Genomic DNA, 5810 nt, shown 5'->3' with positions numbered 1-5810 from the left:
ATAGAAATGAAAAAATTAACCGCTTAATTAAAAATCGAAATTTAAAATAGTACTCTTGTTTTATAGGGGTCAAAACATGATGTAACCAATATAAAATTATAGGTTTGATCAAGTCTATAATACCAATGCACTGGTATTAGATCCATATAGCAGTATTAGTTAAAATTGTAGATAATTTCATCGCATGTAAAAGCTATCATCATCAAAAGGACTGGTTTAAAAACGATAGTTGAAAAAGTAGAAATCGAAAGATAAACCTAAACTTTTATAAAATATTAAAATTGATTGCTTTTGAATAAAAGCTATACTTTAATAAGGTTCTCTACAATTAATTTATTTGCAATAGTAGTATAAATATCGGTTGTATTTTCAGGTGTCTCGATGGAGACAGTTAAAGAATATTTTAATTTACTATTAGCCTTATTTTGTTTCTTAAGTTGTTTCCACCAACCTGAGGCCACTGGATAAATAGCTAAAATATTACAACTTGCAATTTCAGCTGCTGTCCCTTTCCAATAATTGCTGTGTATAGACCCCTTAAAAACATTATCCGCACCTAATGACCATCTATCATTCCCAGTCTCTCTTTCAATGTCAGTTGAATCTAGTTTAGGTACACCAAGCAATTGCTTTAAATCATCCTGATTTATCCTATTGGTTCTCAATTTAAAATTATCAAAATCTTCTCCCGGATTAATCAATAAAAATTTTAATGCTGTTGACTGATAAGAATATTTTGTAGAATACCCTTTGTCTCCAGGGTTTGGCTCTATAAAATAAGAAAGGGTAACTCTTAATGTTGTGTTTGCTGCTCCTAAATTTTGCAATACTTCCTTTGGCCAAGGAAATTCATAATAATGGATGTCTTTAGTTTTTATAGAACCTCCATCTAATACATAGGGCTGTATTGATTGCTCTGAAATGAATGTTAAGTAATTAGACTTACATTGAATTGCTTTTTCCAAATTTGGAACACCATAACCGTAAATTCTAAGAAGCCTTAAAGCCTCGGAACTTTTTTTGGCAATGTCATATCCAAATTGATTAAACATTTCTTCCGTCCAACTAGCCGAGTGTATCATTAAACCTCTTAGTGTCTCAGGCCAAGCTTCAGGATAAATATCTCGAAGTTTTGCTAAAAAATGTGATGCTGTAGCCGTTGCAGCACTTGTGGCATTTATAGTTGAAAAATTATTTGTAATTGAGATATTAGATGTTGTCAATATTTCTAAATCATCTTCCTGAGATACGTCTCCATTGTTTAAACTTTCAAGATTTCCACCCTCAAATACGACATCAGGTTTTATTGGCCAAGAATTTTCCCAAGAACTTGAAGTACGACTGAAAGGCGATAATTCGGCATGATTGGCTACAGTTTGCCTATCAGCCAATGTTTTTAAAGTATATGCACCTACGCTTATTGCATTCCAAGATTGAGCTGGGCTTTCCACCGCTAAATCCAAATTACTGTTTGGATAGTTTTTCCAATCTTCTTCATCGCGAACATTACCTATACTTATAACAAATAGTTTTTTGTCATTTTCATCTGCTCCAAATATTATACTATCAATTACAGCTGACCACGTTGAAGGTTTGCCAAAATCATTTTGGAATTCACTTGTTACTGCCAAACAATATATTCTTTTAAAATCAGGATTGTTAATCACAGCAGTATTAACAGCGTCTAATGTTATAAATGGATATTGATGGGGCTGATTTCCGTTTTGCGGTAAAATTTTTACAGATTCTAACAGGTGATTGATGTTGGTTTTACCATTATTTTCCAATATACTATTCAGATTTCCATATGCTACTACGCCTGCCATTCTAGTTCCATGACCACTCATATCATTGATACCCCAAGCAGAGTCAACTGTTAATCTATTGGAGTCGGACAAAAGCGGACTTATTAATAAATGCCCATTGTTAATACCGGTATCTAAAATAGTTACATAATTATTAGTTGCAGTGAAATTGATTTTGCTTAGCGCATCCTGAATCCAATCTTCACGTTCAACTGTAATTTGACTAAGCCAAAAACTATTTAGTTCTTCAGTTTTTCTAATTTCTGCTATTAAAGGAAAAGATCTAATTAATTCGGACAATTGTGCGTAGTTTGCCCTCACAACAGCAATTATTCTTTGTGGGAAACTGATATAATTTTCAATTAATTCAATATCAAATATTGTACAAATACTTTTAAGCTGTTGAAGATAATGATCAGGATTAGCAACCTCTGTGTCTAACCATAATTCACACCATATTTGATGTTCCCGCGGTAAAAATTCAATAGGACTGCTCCAAATATTTTCAATTGTAGAAACGGAGATATTTTCAATTGTATCAACTAATGGCTGGTTTTTAGGTTTCTGTTGATCTACGCCCTTGTATATAGCATTTTGAGATAGATATTCTTCAACCTTTTTTAAAAGCCCTTCTTTTTTATTTTCTGGAATAAAAACTGTTGCAATTTGCTGTTGCGTTTCTTTGTCAGATTTAACATTTAATAATTTTGCGCCATTAGCATCCAAAGAGCTCAATTGCAAATTATCATTTACCGCACTTGTGAAACTAATATATTCTCCATTTTTTACAGGTAACCCTATTTCTTTCCTTTCTGTAATCTCTTTATTATGAAATTCCCAGATATCTGTTAAAGCAGATAATAAAAATTCGCCATGTTGAACTCTGTCACGTTGAGGGAAAATTATAGTAGAGGGACCTCCCTTTTGAGTGGTAGTAAAATTTTGAGTAGTGTGAACCTTTTTAAGGAATAAATGGGGCTTGAAGTCATTGCTCATAAATAGTAATTACAGCATGTGGTGAATTTTTCTATCTTTTACCATCTGAATTAATATTTTTTGCGTTACAGTATTTTTATCAGTCAATATTATTTCTTTGAGCGCATCATAACAAGCGTTTGTTATTTCCGCATGACTTAACCCCGAAGCGGCCGAAATTGTAGTATCTAATGAGAAATTCCCTAAATATTTATTCAGTTTTAATTTTATTAATTCTTCAATATCATTTTTGGTGGGTAACGTATAATTTATAATATCATCGAAACGTCTGAAAAGTGCTGAATCAAGAATTTTTATATTATTTGTTGCTCCGAAAATAATGCTCTCAGAACTATCCTGTTCAATAAATTGCAAAAAAGAATTTAAAACCCTACGCATTTCACCCACTTCATTATCCCTTCCCCTTTCGGCACCTATAGCGTCAAATTCATCAAACAGATAAACACCTCGATTTGAAATCATCATATCGAAAATCTGACGAAGTTTGGAAGCTGTTTCACCCATATATTTAGTCATTAGTTTATCCATCATAATGACATACAAAGGCAGTTTTAATTCTCCTGAAATAGCAGAAGCTGTAGCCGTTTTGCCGGTACCAGGTAATCCAGATAAAAGAACTTTTCTACGATTCTGTAGACCAAATTTCAGTATTTTATCGCGTTGTTTGTATTCTTTAATGATTCTGTGAAGCTTATTATTAACTTCGTTGGAAAGTATTAATTCACTTAACTTGTTTTCAGGATAATAAACAAGAACTAAATCACTTAAATCGGGATTGATTTTAATAACTTTAAATCCATCAGTTTTTGAACGATCAACTAAGGCTTTAATATCTTTAGCTATAGACATATGGCCCTGCCTAGCTTCATGTGCAGCCACTTGAAGGGCTATGGAGGTAAATCGATCATTATCGTTCTTGTAATGAGATTGAAGTAAGGATTTTATTTGTTCAGCTGTTGCCATAAAACAAAAGTAATAAAAAAATAGACTTCTCAATATTTAGTTGCTCTTATCTTCATTTTTAAGAAGTTTTACCATATTTAACTTACTCTTCTATGTCTCCCGACCTCGAACTATTGCCAGTTATCGATGCCTGACGGCATAACTGTATTCCATAACTGTAAATGAGAAACGTAAACATCAGATATTTACATTTTGCCGTTACCTTTTGGCAAAATAGTGCTTGATTCTTTTGCAAATAGATTGCTTTTGCTTTTTTATCTTCCCAAACTTAGATTCCATTTCATTCATAAATGCTGTATGTTCTTTAGCTGAACGAATAACCATTTCTTGGAAGTTAGGAATATCTTTTTCAACATAATAGTTTATGTTTTGCTTCATTAACTCATATTCCGTTCTCATAACTTCTTCTCTCTTTATATTGGTGGTAAGCAACTTAAAATAATAGCCACTCCTACTGTCAATTGAAATATTAACTCCTGGGTCAGGTATAAAACTATATCTTATCTTTTGCTCAAGTGAAAGAAATTCAATGAATAAATCAAAAAACATAATCAGTCTGTGGGCATCAGCTATCGAATAATAATTATTTTTCCCCATTCCATGTAAAACATAATGTCGATTCAAATAAGAAAAAGAGGTATCAGCAGTACTTGTATCTGAGAATATCCATTTTTGTAAAAAAAGAGAAATACATTTAGAATACATTTTATACTTTACAGTGTCATAAGTGCGAACCCTACATTTTTCTATTTCTTGAATTAATTTAGTAATTGATGGCTTTCTTATTGTTCCATATTCCCATCCATAATAAGCCAAGAGTGCCCCCTCTATAGCTGGTAACAAACATAAAACCGTAGAAAAATAATCATTGTTATAATAATGAAGTAGTCCTCTTTCTATATGGTGTGAAAAATCTTTAATATACTTAACCTCCTTTGCCCTATAAACAAAAAATGCCCGAAACAATGGATTAAAAATAATATCAGTTAGAAGGATATTTATTTCTTTTTGAAATGTTTCACGTTCAGCATCTGTTAGAGAGGTAGATCTGTTTATTGTTGAGACCAATCGTTGGATTTTTTTAAAATCTCGATTAAGTATAAAGGGAGTAAGTATCCATCCATAATCAAGCAAAGTCTCTGTAACTTTAGCATAATTTTCTTCAAATTCTTCCATTTATTGATTAAATTTCTTAAAAAAAACTAGTATTATCATTGATAAAGATAGCTTAAATATAGAAATTTACAAACTGATTGGCAATGACGAAATCGCATTCCGTGACTACAGTTTATTTTAAAACTACTTAAAACAATTAGCATAGATCCGACCGCTGATTTACAAACAATCGCTAGCGTTGATTTTCAATCAGTGCCCGCTATCAAAGGTAACTGTTGTGCAATCACAAAATGTTTTACGTTCAATATAAACACCTTTTTCTTAGTGTTTTAAGACAGATTTATTTTCCGGGATGAATTTATCATTAAAAAATCAATAGTCTTAAAATTATCTTTTTAGATTGTAAAAACAGGTTTTAGAAAAAATTCTATTGCTTTAACTATTAAGATACATTTTCTGTATTAAACTTAAAGGAAAGTCAATGGATTTGGCTACCATTTCACTCAAATTTCCACTATGCAATTCGGGAATTTCACTATTCAATTCGGGAATTGAATACAGGACTATTTGTACCCTTGATATCAGACCAATAGATTTGTCAAAGTATCTAATAATCAAATCAGTACAATTGACAAACCTTAATAATCTAAAATGAAATTGTTTTCACAATCCCTCTTATCCGAATTAGAACATCAGTTAGACAAAATACATCCAGAAATGAAAGAGCCCGTCCAATATGCGGAGGAGGCCATAAAGATTTCGATATCCATTTTAGAAAAACTAAAAACATATTGCCTAAAATACAAATTCAAAGATAAAATCGATGAAATTGAATTTTTCAGGAATAACCCGATAGCGCATTCTATGATAAAAAACAAGAAAAAATGTAAAATTTAACAGGCAAATTTATGTGTATTTATGTAGGGAGTT

4 protein-coding genes are annotated in these 5810 nt (G+C 31.6%); 1 reads left to right on the top strand and 3 read right to left on the bottom strand.

The window, feature by feature from the left end; genetic code table 11:
• Positions 1-302 precede the first annotated feature (302 nt).
• The 3 genes from AC4PRO_RS17940 to AC4PRO_RS17930 all read right to left on the bottom strand — a co-directional run bounded on the left by AC4PRO_RS17940 (position 303) and on the right by AC4PRO_RS17930 (position 4940).
• The gene (locus AC4PRO_RS17940) at positions 303-2801 is read right to left on the bottom strand and encodes a S8 family peptidase (RefSeq protein WP_492118366.1); all 2499 of its coding nucleotides are present in this window, start codon (positions 2799-2801) and stop codon (positions 303-305) included.
• Positions 2802-2810: 9 nt separating this feature from the next.
• Complete coding sequence (locus tag AC4PRO_RS17935; RefSeq protein WP_492118365.1) at positions 2811-3764, bottom strand: AAA family ATPase; 954 nt, start codon at positions 3762-3764, stop codon at positions 2811-2813.
• A gap of 198 nt (positions 3765-3962) precedes the next feature.
• The gene (locus AC4PRO_RS17930) at positions 3963-4940 is read right to left on the bottom strand and encodes a hypothetical protein (protein WP_492118364.1); all 978 of its coding nucleotides are present in this window, start codon (positions 4938-4940) and stop codon (positions 3963-3965) included.
• Between the two features lie 591 nt (positions 4941-5531).
• On the opposite strand from AC4PRO_RS17930, the gene AC4PRO_RS17925 reads away from it, so the two are divergent.
• On the top strand, positions 5532-5777 hold the full coding sequence (locus AC4PRO_RS17925) for a hypothetical protein (protein WP_492118363.1): 246 nt from the start codon (positions 5532-5534) through the stop codon (positions 5775-5777).
• The last annotated feature ends 33 nt before the right edge of the window (positions 5778-5810 follow it).

This window comes from Flavobacterium sp. DW-iso2, assembly GCF_058725285.1.
The sequence above is the reverse complement of the archived record's forward strand: the minus strand, read 5'-3'. Positions and strand labels throughout refer to the sequence as shown.